At 68.5% G+C, this 19,993-nt stretch carries 16 protein-coding genes and 1 tRNA gene; 9 read left to right on the forward strand and 8 right to left on the reverse strand.

The window, feature by feature from the left end; all coding sequences use genetic code 11:
* Positions 1–26 precede the first annotated feature (26 nt).
* Positions 27–1,133: an alanine dehydrogenase gene (gene ald / locus LzC2_RS05685; RefSeq protein WP_171184673.1), complete on the reverse strand. Its 1,107-nt coding sequence runs from the start codon at positions 1,131–1,133 to the stop codon at positions 27–29.
* Positions 1,134–1,231: 98 nt separating this feature from the next.
* Here ald and nadC point away from each other — a divergent pair, with 98 nt between their 5' ends.
* Both nadC and LzC2_RS22770 read left to right on the forward strand, forming a co-directional pair.
* Positions 1,232–2,185, forward strand: coding sequence for a carboxylating nicotinate-nucleotide diphosphorylase (nadC, locus tag LzC2_RS05690; RefSeq protein WP_171184676.1), 954 nt, complete (start codon positions 1,232–1,234; stop codon positions 2,183–2,185).
* An 11-nt stretch (positions 2,186–2,196) separates the two neighbouring features.
* On the forward strand, positions 2,197–4,224 hold the full coding sequence (locus LzC2_RS22770; protein ID WP_171184678.1) for a glycosyltransferase family 39 protein: 2,028 nt from the start codon (positions 2,197–2,199) through the stop codon (positions 4,222–4,224).
* A 9-nt stretch (positions 4,225–4,233) separates the two neighbouring features.
* On the opposite strand, the gene LzC2_RS05700 is transcribed toward LzC2_RS22770, so the two are convergent.
* The 6 genes from LzC2_RS05700 to LzC2_RS05725 all read right to left on the reverse strand — a co-directional run bounded on the left by LzC2_RS05700 (position 4,234) and on the right by LzC2_RS05725 (position 9,565).
* Positions 4,234–5,268, reverse strand: a complete 1,035-nt coding sequence (locus tag LzC2_RS05700; RefSeq protein WP_171184680.1) for a glycosyltransferase family 2 protein — start codon at positions 5,266–5,268, stop codon at positions 4,234–4,236.
* Positions 5,240–6,274, reverse strand: coding sequence for a lysylphosphatidylglycerol synthase domain-containing protein (locus LzC2_RS05705; RefSeq protein WP_171184682.1), 1,035 nt, complete (start codon positions 6,272–6,274; stop codon positions 5,240–5,242). The genes LzC2_RS05700 and LzC2_RS05705 overlap by 29 nt, the downstream gene beginning before the upstream one ends.
* The gene (locus tag LzC2_RS05710; protein WP_171184684.1) at positions 6,271–6,849 is read right to left on the reverse strand and encodes an acetolactate synthase; all 579 of its coding nucleotides are present in this window, start codon (positions 6,847–6,849) and stop codon (positions 6,271–6,273) included. Before LzC2_RS05710 ends, LzC2_RS05705 begins: the two co-directional genes overlap by 4 nt.
* Positions 6,850–6,862: 13 nt before the next feature.
* On the reverse strand, positions 6,863–7,486 hold the full coding sequence (locus LzC2_RS05715) for a carboxymuconolactone decarboxylase family protein (RefSeq protein WP_171184686.1): 624 nt from the start codon (positions 7,484–7,486) through the stop codon (positions 6,863–6,865).
* Between the two features lie 70 nt (positions 7,487–7,556).
* Positions 7,557–8,138, reverse strand: coding sequence for a peroxiredoxin (locus LzC2_RS05720; protein ID WP_171184688.1), 582 nt, complete (start codon positions 8,136–8,138; stop codon positions 7,557–7,559).
* A gap of 191 nt (positions 8,139–8,329) precedes the next feature.
* The gene (locus tag LzC2_RS05725) at positions 8,330–9,565 is read right to left on the reverse strand and encodes an SMP-30/gluconolactonase/LRE family protein (RefSeq protein WP_171184690.1); all 1,236 of its coding nucleotides are present in this window, start codon (positions 9,563–9,565) and stop codon (positions 8,330–8,332) included.
* Positions 9,566–9,693: 128 nt separating this feature from the next.
* On the opposite strand from LzC2_RS05725, the gene asnS reads away from it, so the two are divergent.
* From asnS to LzC2_RS05755, 6 genes are all read left to right on the forward strand, one after another.
* Positions 9,694–11,142, forward strand: coding sequence for an asparagine--tRNA ligase (gene asnS / locus LzC2_RS05730; RefSeq protein WP_171184692.1), 1,449 nt, complete (start codon positions 9,694–9,696; stop codon positions 11,140–11,142).
* 41 nt (positions 11,143–11,183) lie between these two features.
* Positions 11,184–12,632 (forward strand): 3' terminal RNA ribose 2'-O-methyltransferase Hen1, encoded by a 1,449-nt coding sequence (locus LzC2_RS05735; RefSeq protein ID WP_171184695.1) that lies wholly within the window; start codon positions 11,184–11,186, stop codon positions 12,630–12,632.
* The gene (locus LzC2_RS05740) at positions 12,629–15,175 is read left to right on the forward strand and encodes a polynucleotide kinase-phosphatase (protein WP_171184698.1); all 2,547 of its coding nucleotides are present in this window, start codon (positions 12,629–12,631) and stop codon (positions 15,173–15,175) included. The genes LzC2_RS05735 and LzC2_RS05740 overlap by 4 nt, the downstream gene beginning before the upstream one ends.
* A gap of 23 nt (positions 15,176–15,198) precedes the next feature.
* Positions 15,199–15,888, forward strand: a complete 690-nt coding sequence (locus tag LzC2_RS05745) for a nucleotidyltransferase domain-containing protein (protein ID WP_171184700.1) — start codon at positions 15,199–15,201, stop codon at positions 15,886–15,888.
* Positions 15,885–16,667, forward strand: a complete 783-nt coding sequence (locus tag LzC2_RS05750) for a nucleotidyltransferase domain-containing protein (RefSeq protein WP_315854546.1) — start codon at positions 15,885–15,887, stop codon at positions 16,665–16,667. Before LzC2_RS05745 ends, LzC2_RS05750 begins: the two co-directional genes overlap by 4 nt.
* Before the next feature lie 104 nt (positions 16,668–16,771).
* Positions 16,772–16,845: transfer RNA gene (locus LzC2_RS05755), tRNA-Met, on the forward strand.
* A gap of 153 nt (positions 16,846–16,998) precedes the next feature.
* On the opposite strand, the gene LzC2_RS05760 is transcribed toward LzC2_RS05755, so the two are convergent.
* Positions 16,999–18,654 carry a hypothetical protein gene (locus LzC2_RS05760; RefSeq protein ID WP_171184702.1) on the reverse strand — a complete coding sequence of 552 codons (1,656 nt, stop codon included), beginning with the start codon at positions 18,652–18,654 and terminating at the stop codon, positions 16,999–17,001.
* 119 nt (positions 18,655–18,773) lie between these two features.
* Here LzC2_RS05760 and LzC2_RS05765 point away from each other — a divergent pair.
* On the forward strand, positions 18,774–19,993 hold a 1,220-nt coding region (locus tag LzC2_RS05765; protein WP_171184704.1), incomplete at its 3' end, for a hypothetical protein.

Below are 19,993 nucleotides of genomic sequence, written 5' to 3' on the forward strand. Positions count from 1 at the left end.
GGACAGGGTAGCCGCTCGCCGACCCATCACGCAGCGAACTCCTCGCACGGCAGGCCGAATGTCTCCGCGACCGGCCGGTGAGTGATCGCTCCGCCGTGGCAGTTCACCGCCTCCCGCAAACCCGGGTCGGCGGCGCAAGCGGCCGCCAGTCCCTGCGAGACGATCCGGCGGACGTACGGAAACGTCACGTTGCACAGGGCGAACGTGCTGGTGCGTCCCACGGCGCCCGGCATGTTCGCCACGCAGTAATGGACGACCCCGTCGACGATGTAGGTCGGCTCCGCATGGGTCGTCGGACGGCTCGTTTCGAAGCACCCGCCCTGATCGATGCACACGTCGACCACCACCGACCCCGGCTTCATCGCCTTCACGTCGTCGGCGGTGACCAGCTTCGGCGCCTTCGCCCCGGGGATCAGCACCCCGCCGATCACCAGATCCGCCTTCAAGACTTCCGCACGCACGTTGTGGCGGTCGGAATGCACCGTGATGACGTTCGCCGGCATCACGTCGCCCAGGTGCCGCATCGTGTCCGGGTTGACGTCCAGCACCCGCACCTCGGCTCCGAAACCAGCCGCGATCTTCGCGGCGTTCTTGCCCACCACCCCGCCGCCGAGAATCACGATGTACGCCGGCGGCACCCCCGGCACGCCCCCCAACAGGATGCCGCGGCCTTCCTGCGGACGTTCGAGGAACTTCGCCCCCTGCTGAATGCTCATGCGTCCGGCGACCTCGCTCATGGGGGTGAGCAGCGGCAGATCGCCGGCTCGACCGCGGAGCGTCTCGTAGGCCACCGCCGTCGCCCCGCTGTCGCGGACGGCCTCCGTCAGCTCGCGGCTCGCGGCAAGGTGGTAGTAGGTGAAGACGATCTGGCCGGGCCGCATCAGCGGCCACTCCGCCGGCAGCGGTTCCTTCACCTTCACGATCAGATCCGCTTCGCCCCAGACGTCCGTGGCCGACGCGACGAGTTCGGCTCCGCAGGCGGCGTACTCCGCATCCTCGATCCCGCTGCCGACCCCCGCCCCCGCTTCGATTAGTACGCGGTGGCCGGCGGCGGTCAGGTCTTCCACGCCGCTGGGCAGCATCGCAACGCGGTACTCATCCGACTTGGTCTCCGCGGGCACGCCGACGATCATTGGTTCATTTCATAAGCGGGGGGCGGGGCGCGGAGTGTATCGCGGCCCGACGGACCGCAGGCATTGCCATCCTGACGCATTGTCGATGGGATGCGGGGGTGAACGCTGAGACTCCCGCTTACGCCGCCCCCGTCTTCGAAGAAAGCGACGCCCGCGCCGCCGACGCGCTGATTGCGCTGGCTTTGGAGGAAGACCTCGGACCGAACGGCGACGACCTGACCAGTCGGCTGCTCGTTCCGGCCGACGCCGTCGGCGGGTGCGACGTGAAGAGCCGCGCCACAGGCGTGCTGGCCGGGCTGCCGATCGTCGAGCGCATCCTGCCCGCCGTCGCCGAGCGGACGGGCCACGCCCCGCTGGAACTGCTGCCGATCGCCCGGGACGGGGAGGCGCTGCACCCCGGCAGCGTCGTGGCCAGCCTGTTCGGCCCGGTCCGCGATCTGCTAACGGCGGAGCGGACGATTCTCAATTTCCTCACGCACCTCTCCGGCGTCGCCACGCTGACGCGACAGTTCGTGGAGGCGGTGGAAGGCACGCACGCCGCGATCCTCGACACGCGGAAGACGCACCCCGGTTACCGACAGCTCGAAAAGTACGCCGTCCGCTGCGGCGGCGGGGCGAACCATCGGATGGGCCTGCACGACGCCTGTCTCGTGAAGGACAACCACCTTGCCGCGTGGCGAGAGCGGACCGGGGAGAGCGGCGACCTCGGCGATCTCGTGCGGCGGGTGAAGGGCGAACTGCCCGCCGGGGCGCTGCTGATCGTAGAGGTGGACCGGCACGACCAGTTCGCCGCCGTGCTGCCGGCGGAGCCGGACGTGATTCTCCTCGACAACCTCCCGCCCGCCGAGCTAGCGCAGGCCGTGAGCGAGCGGGACGCCGCCGACTCGACGGTGAAGCTGGAGGCCAGCGGCGGGGTGAACCTCGACACCGTACGGGCGATCGCCGAGAGCGGCGTGGACCGGATCAGCATCGGGGCGCTGACGCACTCCGCCGTCGCGCTGGACCTCGGCTTCGACTGGCATGACGCCGGCCCGCCGACGCTTCCGTCTTGATGATTCAGAGCGTGAGGAACCGCCCGTGGGTTCCGTGGGTCGCCGCGGCGTGGACCCTCGCGGCGAGCCTCTGGTTCTTCACCCGCGACCTGCCCGACCCTGCCGGCACCCGCGCGAGCGTCGCTGGCGGCATGCTCCTCGTGCCGGAACAGTTTTTGGAGGGCGATGAGGAGTTGCCGTCGAGTTTTGGCGGGGTTTTCCACCCGTGGCGGTGGAAGGCGTGGGGGACGGCAGCCGCGGTCTGGGCGGCGGCGTGGTTGCTTGGCGAAATCGCGTTCGCGAATTTGCGTTTCCGGAGAGCGAGCACGGCGGAGCGGACGGGTTTCAAATTTGGGCTCGGCTCGGCTTGGATATCGCTGCTGACCTTCATCGCGGGAGTCTACGGCGGAGGTCGCTTCCTAAGCGGAGTAGTCTTCGGTCTCGGTATCGGCGTGCCATTCTTCATGCTGCTTAGATCGGAGCTGCCAGGACGATTCTGGGGCAAGCTTCACCCGTCCTATTGGCTGCACCTGCCGCAGAACACCCAGCCGTTCTGGATCGCCGCCCTCGCCGTCGCCCCATTTCTCCTGCTGATCGCCCTCGGCTCCACGGTGCCCACCACGGAGTTCGACGCACGCGAATATCACCTCCAAGGGCCGAAGGAGTGGTTTGAGGCGGGCGAGATCGAACGGCTGCCGCACAACGTCTACACGCAGATGCCGGCGGGGACGGAGATGCTCACGCTGCTCTGCATGCACCTGTGCGGAGACTGGCGGATCGGGGCCTTGGCGGGGCAGGCGACGCTCGCCGGGTTCGTGCCGCTGGCAGCGTTGGCGGCGGGGTGCGTCGCGCGACGACTGTTCGGCCGCGGGTGTGGATGGTTCGCCGCGGCGGCGTTCCTCACCAGTCCTTGGGCCGTGCGATTGACCCTGCACCCTTACGCGGAGGGAGCGTTGTGCGCGTACGCCGCGCTCACGCTGCTCGCGGTGACGATCGCGGTGCGACGGCGGCGTCAGCGATCGTGGCGGCCGGCGCTGCTGGCCGGATTGCTCGCCGGGGCGGCGTTCGGCTGCAAGTATCCAGCCCTGCTGCTGATCGCGGCGCCGGCGGCTACGGCGCTGATCGTCGCGGACCGACGATGGACGAAGCTGGCCACATTTGCCGGCGGTTTCGCCCTCTTCGCCGGTCCGTGGCTCCTCAAGAACCTGATCGAGACCGGCAATCCGGTCTTCCCGCTGCTGTGGAACCTATTCGGCGGAAGCGGCTGGGACGCCGCGACGAACGCCCGCTGGGTCTCCGCCCACGCCCCGCCGGATTGGTCGCCGGCACGCTGGCCGCTTTGGCTGGGGCAGCCACTGGGGCTGGACACCTATCACACCTCGCTGGTCATCGCGTTCGCCCCGCTCGCCGGATTCATTCGTTCCGGGCGGGCCGCGTGGCTCGCGGCGGCGTTGGGGGGGCTGGTTGTCGTTTGGTATCTGCTCACGCACCGCATTGATCGCTTCTGGGCGCCGCTCTTGCCGGCCGGGTGCGTGCTGGCCGGAGCCGGGCTGCGGTGGGCCACGACGCGGGAGGATCGCCCGGTGCGAGTCACCGCTTGGGCCGCCGCGGGCGGCGGGGCGTTGTTCAACCTGGCTTTGTGCGTCGGCGGAGCGGCGGGACAGGTGCCGTTCGCCTCTGACCCCGAAGTCGCCAGCATCGTGATCGAGCATCGATCGGCCCCGCTCATCGCCGCCCTCAACGAGCGATTCGGCCCGGAGGACACGGTGATCCTGATCGGCGAGGCGCAAGTCTTCGGGGCGGAGTTCACCCCGATCTATGCGACCGTCTGGAACGAGGCGCCGCTGGCCGACCCGAATGCAGCCCTGCCGCAGAACGTCACGGCCGTCGCGGTGAATTGGGCGGAAATCGCCCGCTACCGAGACAGCTACGGCTTCGATCGGCGGGTGACGCCGGGCTTTCTGGAGGAGCGCGTCGCCGCGGGGGAGCTGCGACCGGGCGAATCGCTGATCGCGGGCGACCTCGTCCTCGGCGAGCTGTTCCTCATCCCGAGCGAGTAGCGCCGAGCTTCAGGGACGGCTCTCCACCGCCGGACCGCGTTGGAGCGACTCGCGGATGACCGCCCCTTCCGGATGCGACGTGTCAGCGATCTCGTCCCGGTCCCGCGTCCGTTCCTTGACGCTGTAAGCGTCGCGGTCGCGGGTGACGTAACTGACGACCAGTTCAGCCAGCAGACCGAGGCTCAACGCCTGTGCCCCGAGCAGCAGGGCGGCAATCGAATAGAGCAATAGCGGCCGGTCGCCGATGGGCGTGAGGTCGCCGACCCCGAACCGCATCAGCACCCAAGTGACGGCGAGGTAAAAGAGGCCCACGAACCCGACGCCGAAGGCTCCCAGGCCGATCGCCCCCAACAGGTGCTGAGGACGTTGGCCGTAGCCGGTGAGAAACGTGACCGTCAGGAGATCGAGCAGCCCCCGCAGGAAGCGGCGGAGGCCGTACTTGCTATGGCCGTGGACTCGTTCCCGATGGTTGACGCTCTGCTCCGCGACCGAAAACCCGCGGGCATGGGCCAGCACGGCGATGAACCGGTGCAGTTCGCCGTAGATGCGAATTTCGCTGGCCACGTCCGCGGTGAACAGCTTCAGGCCGCAGTTGTGGTCGTGCAGTTTGAGTCCCGTCAGCAGTCCGACGAGACCGTTGAAGACCTTGCTGGGGAACGTCTTGCCGAACGGGTCGAGCCGGCGTTCCTTCCAGCCGTTGACCACGTCGTAGCCTTCCTCGTGCTTGGCCAGCAGAGCGGGGATCTCCGCGGGGTCGTCCTGGAGATCGGCGTCCATCATCATCAGCAGCCGGCCGCTGGCGGCCCGCATGCCGGCGGTGAGTGCGGCGGCCTTGCCGAAGTTTCGACGGAACCGCACGCCGCTGATGCGTTTGTCCGACGCGGCCAGCCCGTCGATGATCTCCCAGGATCCGTCGCGGGAGCCGTCGTCAATGAAGATCAGTTCAAAGCGAAGATCGTTCTCCTCGCAGACCTCCGTTACCTGTCGATGTAATTCGACAAGACTGTCCCGCTCGTTATAGACCGGAACGAGGATCGACAGCATCGGCGGTGGGAGAATTGGGGGGCGGAACCCCACGAACGTAGTACAGGGCTGCGGCCGCGCACAACTCGCTTGCCAGCCAGACCAGTCGCAGCACGACCGCCGCCGCGACCGCCGCCGCCCCCACGCCGGGTCGCGGCGAGAGCGTTTCGATTAGAATCGCCTCCCGCACGCCGACGCCGCCGGGTGCGAACACCGCGGCAAACCCAGCAGCCGTCGCCAGGCCCGCCGCTCCGATGCAGGCGGGGAGATCGACGAGCGTCGCGGCCCCGCCGACCGCCCGCACGCAGCACCAAAGGCTGACGCCGTGGCCGACCCAGCCGAGCGAACAGGCGGCCAGTCCCGCGGCCAGAACGGCGGGCGAAAACCGCACGGAGGCGCGCGCTTCGGGAGGCGCCAGCTTCGCCGCGAGCCGCGTGAAGAGCGCCGCGAGCACGGGCAGGGCGGCCGCCGTTCCGACCGCGACGAGGAGGACGGCGATCCAAGGACGAGCCAACAGGAAGCCGACCGCCGGCAGCTGATCGAGTTCGTCGCTGACCTCCGTCCCCGCCAGGCACCAGGGCAACAACGCCACCCCGACCGCGGCACCGGCGCCCATCGAAATCAGCGTTTCCAGCCCCGCCGCGAGCACGCCCACGCCGAGCGTCCCGCCCCGGCCGACGATCAACCGGCCGCGGATCACCAGCGCCAGCGCCTTGCCGGGGACGTACTTGCCGAGGTGCCCGCAGTAGTAGGCTCTCGCTGTATCGAGCGGACCGACGCGCTGGCCGGACCGGGACAGCAGCAAGCGAAAGACCCACACGCTGGGCAGCCAGCCCGCGAGATAGGCCAGCCCGGCCGGAAGCAGCCAGCCGGGTCGAAGATCGAACGGGCGCCGCGCCGCGTCTTCCCACAGCCCCATGGCTCGCCAGCAAACGAACGCCAGCACGGCCGCCGTCAGCGCCCATTTCAATGGACGAACCCACCAGCTCCGGGAGTTCCGCGGGGCGGCCTGCGCGGCGCCGGTCACTCGAAGCGAGACTTCAGGTCGCCCTCGGTCACCACCGTCAACCGACTGTTCCCGAGGACGTCCAAGGCGAGGTCCACATCATCGACGTAGATCGCTAGTCCGCCGCGGGGGGTGTCGGGCAGGGCGATGGTGTAGGCGTAATGGACGTCGAGTTCCGCCCGCAGCAGCGTGCGGCAGGCATCGGTGACGGGACTTCGGACATCCGGCAATTCGACCGCGATCACGTCGGACTCGAACGTGCAGAACTCGGACAGATCGAACAGCTCGTGGGCCCGTTCGTAGTCGTCCACGATCAAGCGGGCGACGGCGGAGTCGCTGTTGTCCTGAATCGACAGACCGACGATCCGCAGACCGGCGTTCTCGACGGTGCGAGTTAGGTCGGCGAGTTTGCCGACGCGGTTCTCCAAGAACACGCTGAACTGCCGGAGCGCGGCCCAATCCCGCCCGCGAGCCGTACGAGGCGGCGCGACCGTGCCGACGCCGCCGCCCTCCGCGGAACCGTCTTCAACGTCCCCGGGCGGGGGGAATTTCGTGGAGCCGCCGGGGGGGCTCTCGTCGTCGCGTTCGAGGCTCATCGCGCCGACTCGATCAGGACTTCGCGGACTTGGTGAACTGAACGCCGCTGTACGCCACGGACGTCACCTGGATCGCTTCGAGGATCGCCTCCGGCTCCAACCCCAGTGCCCGAGCCTTCTTCACATGACCGGCGACGCAGGGTTCGCAGGCGTTGAGATCGGAGACGGCGGTATTAATTAATTCGACCGTCTTGTCGTCGAATGCCGTCGTCTGGAAGGCATGAGCACGCAGACCGACCGGCAGACCGTCGAACAGGTCGGTGCCGGAGAGCGTGCGAAACTTAAAGAACGTGTTGTACGTCGCGTTCGTGGCGACCAGCGCGGCGACGTCGGTCACCTCCGCCTCGGTCACGCCTTCCGCGGACGCCAACTCCGTGTAGCAATCCGCCCAAACGCCGTTCCCCTCTTTCAACGCGACGGCGAGGGCGATCAAAAGTTTCGTCCGGCGATCGAGCTTGCCGTCCTTCCAGATGAACTTCTTGAAGTTCATATAGAAGTCGCCGAGCAACGCCTCCGCGCGGCCCAGCGAGAGGAACGCCTCCGGGACCGAATCGACGCCGAGCATCTCGCGGAGACGCTCGTAGGTTTGCGCCGCCTTATCGGTGGCTTCGCTTTCGGGGAGGGGGGGAATGCGCATGCGGTGAATCGAAAGGAATGCAGCCGTGAAACGCGGAGGCCCGGCCGGGCCTCCGCGTCAGGAACGAGGCTCAGTTCAGCGTGCCTTCGCCGGCCTTCCAGTTGCAGGGGCAGAGCTTATCGGTCTGCAGCGCGTCCAGCACACGCAGCACTTCCTCCACGTTCCGGCCGACGGACAGATCGTGCACCGCCATCCAGCGGATCACGCCGTTCGGGTCGATCAGATAGATCCCGCGGTTCGCCAAACCGGCGTCTTCGTCGAGGATGCCGTAGCTGCGGGCGACGTTCTGGTTCGTGTCCGCCAGCATCGGGAACTTCAACTTGCCGAGATCCTCGTGCGAGTCGCACCAGCCCTTGTGGGTGAACTCGCTGTCGGTCGAGCCGGTGAGGACTTCGCAGTCCCGGTCTTCGAACTCGTCCAAGGCGGTGTTGAAGCTGACGATCTCCGTCGGACAGACGAAGGTGAAGTCCCGCGGGTAGAAGAACAGGCAGACCCACTTGCCGCGATAGTCGGACAGTTTGATCGTGGGGAACTGCGCGTCCTCGTCGCCGTCTTTCCGGCGATCGTAGGCGGTGACTTCAAACTCGGGAGCGGGCTTACCCACCCGGAGGAAAGCGGGGGCGGACGAGGTCGGTTCGGCGACGGCGGTCATTGAGCGTATGGAAAGCGGTTCGATGTGCGAACAAGCGGGTGGATGGACCCGTGGGTCGCATCGTAGAAGCGAACGGCCGGCACTTCCACGGCCGCAATCGCGCGAAGCGCAAACGAACGCGTCCCGGACCTGCGGAAGATCCGGGACGCGTCACTTCTGTCGACGGGGCAAAGAGCGGCCCAGAGGGCGGCTCAGAGGCCGGCGTCGATGAGATGCAGGGCGCCGGGGCTGAACTCTTCGCCGTCCGGCGTGGTCTTGCCCTCTTCGGGCGTGCCGAGCGTCGTGAGGTACAGCTTGCCGTCGTTCGAGAACGCGAGGCCAGCCGGCTTGTCGAGCGCGAGGATTTTCTCCGCCTGGATCTTCTCATCGGCCAGCGTGACCTTATAGAGCCCGCCGCGATCGGTGGAGAGGCCCATGTCGGTGACGTACAGGGCGTTCGTCTTGGGGCTGTAGGCCATGCCGCCGAATTCGCCGATGTCGCCTTTGTAGACGGCCCGCAGTTCGCCGGCGTCGTTGAACACGCCGATCGCGTCGTCGCCGGGCATGGCGCCGCCCCACAGACCGACGACGAGGTTGCCGTCGCCGTCCCACGCCATCGGGCCGGGACCGCCGACCTTGGCGACGTCCGACGTGGCGATGAAGGGTTCGATCTCGCCGAACTTCCCTTCTTCCGTCGGCACCTTCAGGATCCAGCCCTTGGGGGTCGTGCCGGAGGTGGAGACGTACACGCCTTTCTCGCCGACCAGCACGCCGGTGAAGTTCCCGGCGCCTTCGCCGCCGGCGGTCGCGGCGTCGACCGGGCCGGCGGTCTGCACGGTATCGGTATCCTGAATCTGAGCGTCGTCGCCGCGGGGTTCGAGGCCGATCTCGAACGTCTGCACCAGTTCCTCCCCCTCCGGGGCGCTGCCGCCGCCGACGACCAGTTCGCTGTCGCCGTAGAACGCCAGCGACAGCGGGCCGATCTCAATTTCGCCGTCCTCGCCGATCGTGTCCGGCACGTCGTAGCCCTCGACCTCGATGAAGATCGCGTGCGTTTGCGGGACGTAGCGATACACGCCCCACCGGGTGGCGATCATCACATCGCCGCTCTGCGGAGCGATGGCCAGGCCGGTCGGAGTTTCGAGGTTCTCGACCAGCAATTCCGGCGTGATCTTCGACTCAGCCTCCGCGTCCGGCTCGTCCGCCGCGGGCTTCTCGGAAGCGTCCGTCGCGGGCTTGTCGGCAGCGGGTTCCTCGGCCGGCGGCTGTTCGTCGTCGGTCTTTTCGTCGGGGGTGACTTCCTGCTGTGGAGCGTCGGCCTCGGGACTGCCGGCGGGGGTGTCCGGAGTCGGCTCGGCGGCGGGTTCGTCCTGTCCGAGCGCCGGCACGGCGGGAGCGAACGCCCACAGCAGCGCGAGGGTCAAAACCAGAAGCGGCGGGCGTGACATCGGCGGAACGGGTCTGCGAGCGGAATCGAACGGATCGTCCCGTTCTAGTGCGGCTCGCGCGGGCCGACAACCAACCGCCCGCTACACTCGCTCCCACGCCCGAATCGCCGAGACCGCAGAACCGTTCGATGTCCGCTCCCTCAACCGCTCCCCCCGCCACCGTCAGCCCGCTCTCGCCGGGGCCGACCGTCGCCGCCCTGTTGGCCGATGCCCAGCCGGGCGATTCTGCGGTCGTCCGCGGCTGGGTTCGGACCCGGCGGGATAGCAAAGCGGGGCTGTCGTTCGTCGAACTGAACGACGGGAGCTGCCTGTCGAACCTGCAACTCGTCCTGCCGCACGACCTGCCGGACTTCGCCGAGCGGGCGACCCCGATCACCACCGGTGCGAGCCTCGTCGCGACCGGCGAAATCGTCGCTTCGCAGGGAAAAAACCAGCGCGTCGAATTGCGGGTGAGCGACTTTGCCGTCCCCGGCGGCGCCGACCCGGACCGCTATCCGCTACAGAAGAAGCGGCACTCCTTCGAGTATCTGCGTGAGATCGCCCACCTGCGGCCGCGGTCGAACACGTTCGGCGCCGTCGCCCGGGTGCGGAACCGCTTGAGCCACGCGATCCATGAGTTTTTCCAGGACCGCGGCTTCCTCTGGGCACACACGCCGATCATCACCACCAACGACTGCGAGGGCGCCGGGGAGGTTTTCACCGTGACGGCCCTGCAAGCCGCGAAGCTGGCAGAGGCCGCCGCGGGGGGCGATTTTGTGAGGGATTTCTTCGGCAAGCACGCTGGGTTGACCGTCAGCGGGCAGTTGGAAGCGGAAGTGTACGCCACGAGCCTTGGCCCAACGTACACCTTCGGCCCGACCTTTCGAGCGGAGAACAGCAACACCCCGCGGCATCTCGCGGAGTTCTGGATGATCGAACCGGAAGTGCCGTTCTGCGATCTCGAAGGGGACATGGACCTCGCCGAGGCGTTCGTCAAAACGACCGTCGCCGAAGTGCGAGCGCGCTGCGAAGAGGACATGGCCTTCTTCGCCCAGCGAATCGACAAAACGCTGCCGCAGACCCTCGACGCGATCGCTGACCACGCCTTCGTCCGCCTGCCGTACACGGAGGCGATCGACCTCCTGAAGAGCAGCGGAGAATCGTTTGAGTACCCGGTCGAGTGGGGCCACGATCTCCAAACGGAGCATGAACGCTTCCTCACGGAGACGCATTTCAAACGCCCGGTGATCGTGCACGACTACCCGGTCGGCATCAAACCGTTTTACATGCGGGTGAACGAACCAGACGAGCAGGGCCGCGAGACTGTCCGGGCGATGGACGTGCTGGTCCCGCGCGTCGGCGAAATCGTCGGCGGCAGCCAGCGGGAGGAGCGGGAAGACGTGCTGGTCGCCCGCATGAAGGCTCAGGGCATCGATCCGGCGAGCCTGTGGTGGTACGTCGAACTGCGGACGTACGGCAGCGTCCCGCATGCCGGGTTCGGGCTGGGGCTGGAACGGCTGGTGCAACTCGTCACCGGCATGCAGAACGTTCGCGACGTCATCCCCTTCCCCCGCACCCCCGGCCACGCGGAGTTCTGAGCCGCCCGAACGTCGCTCCGTCCCCCGGTGTCCGCCGCCCCGTGTTCTTCTCCCTCGCTACGACCGCGCCGCAGGCCGCCGACCTCGGCTACCTGCTGCAAAAACACCCGGAGCGGGTGTTTCGGAAGTCGCTCTCCGTCGGCGAAGCGACAGTCTTCTACCCGGAGGCGACCGACGACCGCTGCGAGGTCTGCCTGCTGCTGGAACCGGACTCGGTCAAACTGGCCCGCGACGCGATGAAGCACGGGAACGGGGGAGGCTACGCCGATGCGAAGCCGTACCTCGCGGGGAGCTTGCTGTCCGTCGCGATCGGGCGCTGCTTCAACTCCGCGTTGGGCGGGCGAGCGAAGGAGAAGACCGAACGCCTGACGGAAGACTGGCCGGTGACCGTCTCAGTCCCGGCGCTGCCCTGCCGCGGCGGGCCAGACGCGGTACGCGCCGCGTTCGAGCCGCTCGGCTACTCCTGTGACTTCGCGGCACCACCGCTCGATCCCGAGCGGCCGGAATGGGGCGACTCCGCGGTGCACCAGGTCACGCTGACCGGCCGGCAGCCGATCCCCGCCGTCCTCAATCACCTCGCCGTGCTGCTGCCGGCGTTGGAGGGCGATCGGCATCACTTCATCGGCGATGCGGAGGTTGAACAGTTGGTCCGCCGCGGCGGGGAATGGCTCGCGGAGCATCCGTTGCGTGACAAACTCGTCGCCTTCAGTCTGAAGCGAAAGCCCTCCCTGATCGCCGAAGCCCTCGAACGGCTGGACGCCGCGTTCGCCGACGAGTCGACGGAAGAGGAACCGGACGCTTCCAATGAGGAGGGGGGCGAGGTCGCGCCCGCCAAGCAGCCGCGCGTCCGCCTTCCCAAGCTCCACACATTGCGGCTCGACGCGATCCGCGACGTGCTGGCCGAACCGGCCCGCGGGATCAGTTCCGTCGTCGATCTCGGCTGCGGAGAGGGGAAGCTGCTCCGCAAATTGATCGCGGAGCCGCGGTTCACCCGGATCCTCGGGATGGACGTTTCGGCGCCGCAGCTCGCCCGCACGGAAGAGCGGCTGAAGCTCGACCGGAGCGATCGCCGGGAGCGCGTGACCTTGATCCAAGGCTCGCTGACGCTCCGCGACGATCGGCTGTCTGGCTTCGACGCCGCGGCGCTCTGCGAGGTGATCGAACACCTCGACCCGCATCGGCTGGACCTCGTGGCGGCCAGCGTCTTCGGTTGTGCGGCCCCGAAGGTGGTGGTTCTGACCACGCCGAACCGGGAGTACAACGCCGTCTGGGAAGCGCTCCCCGCCGGCACGTTTCGGCATGCCGATCACCGCTTCGAATGGGATCGTGCGGAGTTCGCCGCGTGGACCGACGCGGTCGCCGCCCGGCACCGCTACGCCGTCGAGCGACGCCCCGTCGGCGAGGAACACCCGGACCACGGCCCGCCGTCGCAGATGGCGATCTTCACCAAGACATCGACTCGAGCGGCGGAGACGGGGGAGGACGGATGAAGATCGAACTGCCCGACCTGTCGCTGGTCTGTCTGGTCGGGGCCAGCGGCTCCGGCAAATCGACCTTCGCGGCGAAGTATTTTCGCTCGACGGAAGTCCTCAGCAGCGACGCCTTCCGCGGCTGGGTGGCGGACGACGAAGCCGACCAATCCGCCACTGAGGACGCTTTCGAAGCTCTATTCCACCTCGCCGGCGTACGGCTGAAACGCGGACGGCTAACAGTCATCGACGCCACCCATACTCGGCGCGAGGATCGCGCCAAAGCAGTCGCCTTGGCTCGCGCCCATCACGCGATCCCCGTCGCGATCGTGCTGGCCCCGCCGGCGGACGTCTGCCTCGAACGCCACGCCGGCCGCGAGGATCGCCGCTTCTCGACCCGCGTCGTGCGGAACCAGCATCGCGACGTGCTGCGCAGCCTCAAGCACCTCCGCCGCGAAGGGTTCCGCCACACCTGGGTGCTGAAGGAGCCGGAGACGATCGACGCGGCGACCATCGCCCGCGTGCCGCTGTACTGCCGTCGCCATCAGGCCGACGCGGGCCCGTTCGACATCATCGGCGACGTGCACGGTTGCATGGACGAACTGCGAGCTTTGCTGGCGACGCTGGGTTACGAGCCGCACGCGACCGCCGGCTTCGTCCACCCGAAGGGCCGCAAAGCGATCTTCCTGGGCGACCTCGGCGATCGCGGCCCGGATAGCGTCGGCGTGATCGAGACCGCCATGGCAATGTGCGACGCCGGGCAGGCGTATGCCGTGCCCGGCAACCACGACGCGAAGCTCGTGCGGGCCTTGCGCGGGAGGAACGTGCGCCGCTCGCACGGCCTGGATGAGACATTGACTCAAATCGACTCCCTGCCGGACTCCCGGCGGGAGCCGTTCCGGGAGTCCGCCACGCGTTTCCTCGACGGGCTGGTCTCCCACCTCGTGCTGGACGGCGGCGGCTTGGTCGTCGCTCATGCAGGCCTCCCCGAGGCGATGCACGGCCGGGGCAGTGGTGCGGTACGGGAGTTCTGCTTGTACGGCCAAACCACCGGGCGGGTGACGGAGGAAGGGTTTCCCGAGCGGCTCGATTGGGCGGCGAACTACGCCGGCGGCGCGGCGGTCGTGCACGGGCACGTCGCGGTGAGCGCCGCGGTCTGGCGGAACAATGTGCTGAACCTCGACACCGGCTGCGTCTTCGGCGGGGAGCTGTCCGCGCTCCGCTGGCCGGAGCGGGAGATCGTCCAAATCCCCGCGGCGAAGACGCACTACGACCGCGGCGGCCCGCTTCCCTCGCCGTTCCCCGACGACCCCGCCGGCGGGGCCCTGCCGGACGCAGCGGATTTGCTTGGGAAGAACGGCGTCGAAACCGAACTGATGGGCCGCATCACCGTGCGGGCGGAGCAATCCGCCGCGGCGCTGGAAGTAATGGCCCGTCACGGCGTCGACCCGCGCTGGCTCATTCACCTTCCGCCGACGATGAGTCCCTGCGCCGCCTCCCAGCTCGATGCATTCCTCGAGCATCCGGCGGAGGCGTTCTCGCTGTACGCCTCCGCCGGGGTGAAAGAGGTCGTCTGCGAGGAGAAGCACATGGGCAGCCGGGCCTTGCTGGTGGTCTGCCGCGACGCGGACGCCGCCGCGGCACGCTTCAACGTCACCGACGGGTCGATCGGCGAGTGCTGGACGCGAACCGGCCGTCGCTTCTTCAACGACGCGGAACAGCACTCCGAATTCCTCAATCGCGTCCGCGACGCCGTCACGACCGCCGGGCTGTGGGACGAGTTGAACAGCGATTGGCTCTGCCTCGACGCCGAACTGCTGCCGTGGAACCTGAAAGCGGACTCGCTGATCCGCGGCCAATTCGCCCCGACCGCCGCCGCGGGCCTCGCCGCGACCGGGGCCGCCGCGGACGCACTAGCCCGGGCGATCGAGCGCGGCGTCGATCTCGCCGAGGACGCGGACCGCCTCCGTGACCGCCACCAGGATCTTCTGCAATACCGCGTCGCCTTGCGGGAGTACGTCCGAGACTTGAACGGCCTGGAGGGCGTGCGGCTGGCCCCCTTCCACCTGCTCGCCCATGAGGGCCGCGTGAACCACGAGCGCCCCCACCGCTGGCACCTCGACCGGCTGGACCGACTGTGCGAGGCGGGCGGGGATTTGTTCCTGCGGACGAGCCGACGGTTCCTCGATCCCGCCGACCCGACCGCGATCGCGGAGGCGACCGATTGGTGGGAAGCGGCCACCGCGGCGGGCGGGGAGGGGATGGTGGTGAAGCCCGCCGGCTTCACCCAACGCGACGGTCGCACGCTGCTCCAACCGGGGGTCAAGGTGCGGGGCCGGGAGTATCTGCGGCTCATCTATGGCCCGCACTACCTGGCACCGCGGAACCTCAAACGGCTGCGGGACCGCTCGCTGGGCCGGAAACGCGGGCTGGCCCTGCGGGAGTTCGCCCTCGGGATCGAATCGCTGACGCGATTCGTGAACCGGGAGCCGCTCTGCCGGGTCCACCCGCCGGCATTCGCCGTGCTGGCGCTGGAAAGCGAGCCGGTCGATCCTCGACTCTGACCCTCCTTCCAATGCCCTCCGCCGTGCTCCATCCGATGTTCGATCGTCAGATCCTGCGGGTCGTGATCGGCTCGCGGGCCTACGGGTTGGACGGAACGGACAGCGATACGGACCGCCGCGGCGTCTTCCTGCCGACGGCCGATCAGCACTGGTCGCTCGACGGCGTACCGGAGGTGCTGAAGGAGGACCCGATCGAGTGGATGGCGTGGGAGCTGCAAAAGTTCCTGCGGCTCGCCCTCAAGGCGAATCCCACCGTGCTGGAATGCCTGTTCACGCCGCTGGTCGAACAGGCCACGCCGCTCGGCCGAGAGTTGCTGGAACTGCGAACCGTGTTCCTCTCGAAGCGATTGCACGCCACCTGCGGAGGCTACGCCGAGCAGCAGTTCGCCAAGCTGCGTCGCCGGACCGAGGCGAGGAAGCCCATCAACTGGAAGCACGCCGCCCATTGCCTGCGGCTGCTGGCGACCGGGGCGAAGGCGCTTGCCGGCGACGGATTCCCGGTGCATGTCGGCCCACACCGCGACGTGCTGCTGGGCGTTCGCCGTGGGGAGAAGTCGTTGGAAGAGGTGGACGAGTTGCGGGCGGAGTGGTCGTCCGGCCTCGATCTGGCGCTGCGGAACAGTCCTCTCCCGGCAACGCCAGACGTGGAAGAGGTCGATGCGTTCCTCATTCACGCCCGTCGGCTCGCCGCGAAGTCGAAGGATCTGCCGTGAATCCGCACCCCCACGATCTGAGCAGTCTCCCCGCGGTGCAGGCCGCGGTGGAGAATCACCCGTATCCGCTGGCGTTCGCGACCGTCAGCGGGGCGCATCTGTACGGCTTCCCCTCGGCCGACAGCGACGTCGACCTCCGCGGCGTTCATCTCTTGCCGCCCGGCGAACGCACGCCCCGTCGTCGCGGGAAGCCGCGGGACACGGTCGATTCGACCGCGGTCATCGACGGGTTGGAGATCGATCTCGTCACGCACGACGCGGCGAAGTTCTTCGTCCTGATGCTGCGGCCGAACGGGTACGTCCTCGAACAGGTGTGCTCGCCGCTGGTCGTGCTGGAGACGCCGGCGCTGGCCGAACTGCGGTCGCTGGCCGAGGACTGCGTCACCCGCGGGCACGCCCGGCACTACCTCGGCTTCGCCCGGACGCAGCGGAATCTGCTCGGCAAGCACGACCCGCCGCGGCTCAAACCGCTGCTGTACCTGTACCGCGTCCTGCTGACCGGCATCCATCTGATGGAAACCGGGAGGGTCGAAGCCAACCTGCCGACGCTCTTGGAAGATCACCCGCTGCCCGGCGTGGCGGACCTGATCGCCCGCAAACGAGCCGGGGCGGAGAAGGAGTTGCTCTCCACAGCGGAGGTGCAGGAGCGGTCGGCGACGCTCGACCGTCTGACGGAGGAGCTGGAAGCGGCCCGCGATCGCTCCACGCTGCCGGAGAAGCCGGCCGCGGAGGCCGGTCTCCGCGACCTCCTGGCCCGCCTGCGGGACAAAGTTTGCTGATTGACGATTTCCGCGCGAACCTCGGTTGCCGAACCGCGTCCGAGGGGTAGGATGTGTTTCCGCGAGAGACCGGTCCCGACCGACTCACTCGCGGCACCCAATGACGCGGGGTGGAGCAGCCAGGTAGCTCGCGAGGCTCATAACCTCGAGGTCGCAGGTTCGAATCCTGTCCCCGCCATCAATCGAAGACGCCCCCGGAGTTCGCTCCGGGGGCGTTTTTCGTACCTGCGTGGCGAGCGGCAGGCGTCAGCCTGCTGAGGGTTTGCAGCGGAGTCCATGTCGACCCCTGATCTCAGAGGGCTGACGCCCTCCGCTCGCCTTCAGCGAATGGTCACCGCACCGTGAAGTTCAATTCCGTCTCGGCGGTGGCGTTGCCGAGGGTGTCCTCGACGGTCAGTTTCAGGACGTGCGGTCCGAGGCCGATGCGGGCGGGGATCTTCAGCTCGTAGATCAGGAAGTAGTCCTGACGGTGATTGTCGCAGAGGTCTTCCGTCATCGGTTTGTCCAGCGGCAGGGTCTCCACCAGTTCCGTCCCGCCGGCACGGAAGATCTCCACCTTGCTGCGAAGCACCGTGCGGAAGCGGCCTTCCAACGTGCGTTCGCTCGTGAAGTTCTCGACCGCGGCGTAGATCAGGACTGGTTCGTTCGGGGTGAACTCGTCCCGCTCGAACGTCTGGACGTTGCCGAAGCTGTCGACGCGGTGGCAGAAGTTCACGTCTTTCAGAGATAGATTCGCCTTCTCGGAGAGCTTCAACGCCGCGACGCGGAGGGCGGCGACGGCGTGGGTCGCTCGATCGGCCGGGTCGGGAATCGAGTCGATATCCATCTCCGTGGACAGCGCCCAGATGGCGTTCTGCCAGAATTCCTGCTCGGCCGGCGGCAGACCGGGCACCGCTTCCAACGCTCGGCCATGCTCGCCGGCGATGAGATGCAGCAGACGGAGGTGAATCTCCGCCTCGGCCCGCTGCCGCTCCGCGATGCGTTTCTCTTCGGAAGTGACGGCGTTGCGAACGGCCTCCGCGGCGCGGCTGGCGCGACGGCGAGCCGTCTGTTCGAGCGCATCGAGGCGACCGTCGAAGTCGTCGACAGGGGAGTCCGGAAGCATCTGCTCGCCGCCGAACCCGGTCGGGCCGGGGTCGTAGAGAGGACTCGCGGAGTTCTGATCCCGCCCCATCGCGGAGGGCGACATCAGCGCCGCGGACGAGGGCAACGCCTCCGCCACGCGAGTCGGCTGTCCTTCGCGACGCGGCGGCGGAACCAGCGGGGTCGGCTCTTGCGCCGCCGCCGACTCCGCCCCGGGCGGCAGGCCGGGGAACAGCGAGCTACCGCGAGGACGCGGGGCATCGGCGCGATCGATCGGCGGGGCCGGCGCCATGTAGGCGGCGGGGCGAACTTGCGAATCAGTCAAGCGGGCCGGCTGGGAGATTTCGACCGGCAACTGTTCGGGACCGCCCGCGAATACGCGGCCGTGCTCCGAGGCCGCGAACGGCGTGTCCACCGGCGCAGGCGCCAAGCGATCCGACGAACCGGAGAGCGGCGCCCCCGTCGCGGAGGCGGCGAACTCAGGCCGTGCCGCGTTCTGATCCAACTGGCGTACCATGCGGCGAATGCGGATCACCTGCTCGACCATCGCCTCATCCAGCTTGGACCATTCCGCAGCCAGCTGGGTGCGTTCGTCCGCGGGGGCGAGGGACAATTCTTCGACGATCAGCGCCTCGGTCTCCGGCGTGCGCATCGTTTGCGCGGTCGACGAGGCGCTGGATTCACGGAACGACTCCGCGGGCGGAGCGATGGGAGGCGCCGGCGAGCCTTCCTTCAGCCCGTCCTGTTCGGCGTCTTCGGCCGCTGCGACGGCCTCCGCAGACGAACCAAAGGGGGGAAGGACGCCGGAGAGCCCCGCGCACCCGGTCGTCCAGCCAATGAGGACCCCCGCCGCGAGAAGCGGACAGAGGGCGGAGTAGCGGGAACGGGGGCTGTGCTTGCGCACGCGGCGGCCTTCGCGTTGCGGGAGGTCGTCGGGTTCTAGACCATGCCCGGCGAACCCGACAAGACGGCCTCGTCGCTCCCCGAACCGCGCGCTCAACGGCCGCGGCCCCGCCGCCCGCCATGCGTAGATTCGCCCACGCCACGCTTTTTTTTTCAGCCCTCTTGGCGATCGGCGCCGTCGGGTGCGGAGGGAACGAACCGCAACCGAAGCCGGCGCCCGCCGCGGCCCCGGCGCCGATCACGACGACCGAGCCGAAAACCGGCGCCCCCGATCCCGGGAGTGCGACGGGTGGAAACGATGTTCCCCCGCCGCCGATCGAACGCGCGTCGTCCGAGGAGGCCGGCTACGCCGAGCACATTCGGACGGAGCTGCTCGCCGGAGATGCGACCGTCGTGCGGGAATCGCTGCCGCCCGGGGCAATCGCGGCGGTCGGGGCGCTCCGCCGAGCCTTGGTGAAAGCCGACCCGGAACAACGGGCCGCGGCGGTGAAGGCGGTGGGCACGCTCGGCAGAGTGATCGACGGTCAACGGGCCTTTCTCCTCGAAACGGAGGCGGTCAAACAGGGGGACACGCCGGGCGTGGATTTACCGGGATGGGTGGCTCCGCTGCTGAGAGCGGTCGCCGCCGGACCGGCCTCGTCAGAAGACCCGGCGGCTCTGACTGACGCCGCCTTGATCGACGGCACCGTCGCCGTGCTCCTCGAAGATCCCGTGTTTCGCCGCGGTTTGGAGCAGTGGACGGTGCAGACCGACGTGCCTCGCTCCCCAGTGGCCGCGATCGAATCGGAGACAGAATCGGAGGTCGAGGAGGGCGAGGAGGAAACAGTGGGCCTGGTCACGCTTGTGAACGGAGCGGGGGAGGAGGCGTCGATTCCGCTCGTGGCGTCCGGGGGAGCGTGGGTGCCGGCGGTGGTCGAGGCGACGGCGCCGGTCTGGGCCGCGAAGTCGGACTCCGCCGGCGGAACAGGGGCGGCAGCGGTTCTCGCGGCGGCCGGCGTTCACCTCGAAGCCGCCGCCGCGGCGGAAACGCAGGAGGCATTCGACGCCGCGTTGCGTTCCGCCACGGACGCCGCCCTCGCGGCCGCCGCCGATCCGCCCCGCCCCGTCCCGGATAGGGAGCGGGTGACGGTCGAATTCACGAAGCCGCTGACCGCTCGACAGGTGGCGGACCTGGTGTTGCTGCTCGAAGCGGCGACCGACGACCCCGCCCGTGCCGTCAGCCGCGCGACCCCGCGGTCCGGCGGTCCGGGGTGGCGGGTGATCGTCGGTCCGGTGAACGACGTCGCCGCGTGGCTGGCCAAGGCGCCGGCGCTCGCCGGGGCCGCGGTGGAGGGTCGCAC

The organism is Alienimonas chondri (assembly GCF_013036045.1).
Lineage (GTDB): Bacteria > Planctomycetota > Planctomycetia > Planctomycetales > Planctomycetaceae > Alienimonas > Alienimonas chondri.